At 52.7% G+C, this 3,040-nt stretch carries 1 rRNA gene; it reads right to left on the bottom strand.

Going from position 1 to position 3,040, the window contains the following annotated elements:
* Positions 1-45 precede the first annotated feature (45 nt).
* Positions 46-2,947: ribosomal RNA gene (locus A9180_RS22115) — 23S ribosomal RNA — on the bottom strand.
* Positions 2,948-3,040: the final 93 nt, after the last annotated feature.

Here is a 3,040-nt window from a genome sequence, read left to right as displayed (position 1 = left end):
CAAGCTGATATTGTCGTCTCTTCGCCAAAACATCTTCGGCGTTGTAAGGTTAAGCCTCACGGTTCATTAGTACCGGTTAGCTCAACGCATCGCTGCGCTTACACACCCGGCCTATCAACGTCGTCGTCTTCAACGTTCCTTCAGGACTCTCAAGGAGTCAGGGAGAACTCATCTCGGGGCAAGTTTCGTGCTTAGATGCTTTCAGCACTTATCTCTTCCGCATTTAGCTACCGGGCAGTGCCATTGGCATGACAACCCGAACACCAGTGATGCGTCCACTCCGGTCCTCTCGTACTAGGAGCAGCCCCCCTCAATTCTCCAGCGCCCACGGCAGATAGGGACCGAACTGTCTCACGACGTTCTAAACCCAGCTCGCGTACCACTTTAAATGGCGAACAGCCATACCCTTGGGACCTACTTCAGCCCCAGGATGTGATGAGCCGACATCGAGGTGCCAAACACCGCCGTCGATATGAACTCTTGGGCGGTATCAGCCTGTTATCCCCGGAGTACCTTTTATCCGTTGAGCGATGGCCCTTCCATTCAGAACCACCGGATCACTATGACCTGCTTTCGCACCTGCTCGCGCCGTCACGCTCGCAGTCAAGCTGGCTTATGCCATTGCACTAACCTCCTGATGTCCGACCAGGATTAGCCAACCTTCGTGCTCCTCCGTTACTCTTTAGGAGGAGACCGCCCCAGTCAAACTACCCACCAGACACTGTCCGCAACCCGGATTACGGGTCTACGTTAGAACATCAAACATTAAAGGGTGGTATTTCAAGGTCGGCTCCATGCAGACTGGCGTCCACACTTCAAAGCCTCCCACCTATCCTACACATCAAGGCTCAATGTTCAGTGTCAAGCTATAGTAAAGGTTCACGGGGTCTTTCCGTCTTGCCGCGGGTACACTGCATCTTCACAGCGAGTTCAATTTCACTGAGTCTCGGGTGGAGACAGCCTGGCCATCATTACGCCATTCGTGCAGGTCGGAACTTACCCGACAAGGAATTTCGCTACCTTAGGACCGTTATAGTTACGGCCGCCGTTTACCGGGGCTTCGATCAAGAGCTTCGCTTGCGCTGACCCCATCAATTAACCTTCCGGCACCGGGCAGGCGTCACACCGTATACGTCCACTTTCGTGTTTGCACAGTGCTGTGTTTTTAATAAACAGTTGCAGCCAGCTGGTATCTTCGACTGATTTCAGCTCCACGAGCAAGTCGCTTCACCTACATATCAGCGTGCCTTCTCCCGAAGTTACGGCACCATTTTGCCTAGTTCCTTCACCCGAGTTCTCTCAAGCGCCTTGGTATTCTCTACCTGACCACCTGTGTCGGTTTGGGGTACGATTTGATGTTACCTGATGCTTAGAGGCTTTTCCTGGAAGCAGGGCATTTGTCGCTTCAGCACCGTAGTGCCTCGTCATCACGCCTCAGCCTTGATTTTCCGGATTTGCCTGGAAAACCAGCCTACACGCTTAAACCGGGACAACCGTCGCCCGGCCAACATAGCCTTCTCCGTCCCCCCTTCGCAGTAACACCAAGTACAGGAATATTAACCTGTTTCCCATCGACTACGCCTTTCGGCCTCGCCTTAGGGGTCGACTCACCCTGCCCCGATTAACGTTGGACAGGAACCCTTGGTCTTCCGGCGAGCGGGCTTTTCACCCGCTTTATCGTTACTTATGTCAGCATTCGCACTTCTGATACCTCCAGCATGCCTCACAGCACACCTTCAACGGCTTACAGAACGCTCCCCTACCCAACAACACATAGTGTCGCTGCCGCAGCTTCGGTGCATGGTTTAGCCCCGTTACATCTTCCGCGCAGGCCGACTCGACCAGTGAGCTATTACGCTTTCTTTAAATGATGGCTGCTTCTAAGCCAACATCCTGGCTGTCTGGGCCTTCCCACATCGTTTCCCACTTAACCATGACTTTGGGACCTTAGCTGGCGGTCTGGGTTGTTTCCCTCTTCACGACGGACGTTAGCACCCGCCGTGTGTCTCCCGTGATAACATTCTCCGGTATTCGCAGTTTGCATCGGGTTGGTAAGTCGGGATGACCCCCTTGCCGAAACAGTGCTCTACCCCCGGAGATGAATTCACGAGGCGCTACCTAAATAGCTTTCGGGGAGAACCAGCTATCTCCCGGTTTGATTGGCCTTTCACCCCCAGCCACAGGTCATCCGCTAATTTTTCAACATTAGTCGGTTCGGTCCTCCAGTTAGTGTTACCCAACCTTCAACCTGCCCATGGCTAGATCACCGGGTTTCGGGTCTATACCCTGCAACTTAACGCCCAGTTAAGACTCGGTTTCCCTCCGGCTCCCCTATTCGGTTAACCTTGCTACAGAATATAAGTCGCTGACCCATTATACAAAAGGTACGCAGTCACCCCATAAAGAGGCTCCCACTGCTTGTACGTACACGGTTTCAGGTTCTTTTTCACTCCCCTCGCCGGGGTTCTTTTCGCCTTTCCCTCACGGTACTGGTTCACTATCGGTCAGTCAGGAGTATTTAGCCTTGGAGGATGGTCCCCCCATATTCAGACAGGATACCACGTGTCCCGCCCTACTCTTCGAGCTCACAGCATGTGCATTTTTGTGTACGGGGCTGTCACCCTGTATCGCACGCCTTTCCAGACGCTTCCACTAACACACACACTGATTCAGGCTCTGGGCTGCTCCCCGTTCGCTCGCCGCTACTGGGGGAATCTCGGTTGATTTCTTTTCCTCGGGGTACTTAGATGTTTCAGTTCCCCCGGTTCGCCTCATTAACCTATGGATTCAGTTAATGATAGTGTGACGAATCACACTGGGTTTCCCCATTCGGAAATCGCCGGTTATAACGGTTCATATCACCTTACCGACGCTTATCGCAGATTAGCACGTCCTTCATCGCCTCTGACTGCCAGGGCATCCACCGTGTACGCTTAGTCGCTTAACCTCACAACCCGAAGATGTTTCTTTCGATTCATCATCGTGTTGCGAAAATTTGAGAGACTCACGAACAACTTTCGTTGTTCAGTGTTTCAATTTT

Origin of the sequence: Escherichia sp. B1147, from assembly GCF_001660175.1 — a bacterium.
GTDB classification, from domain to species: Bacteria; Pseudomonadota; Gammaproteobacteria; order Enterobacterales; family Enterobacteriaceae; genus Escherichia; species Escherichia whittamii.
Note: the sequence above shows the minus strand (reverse complement) of the source record. Positions and strands in the feature narration are given on the sequence as shown.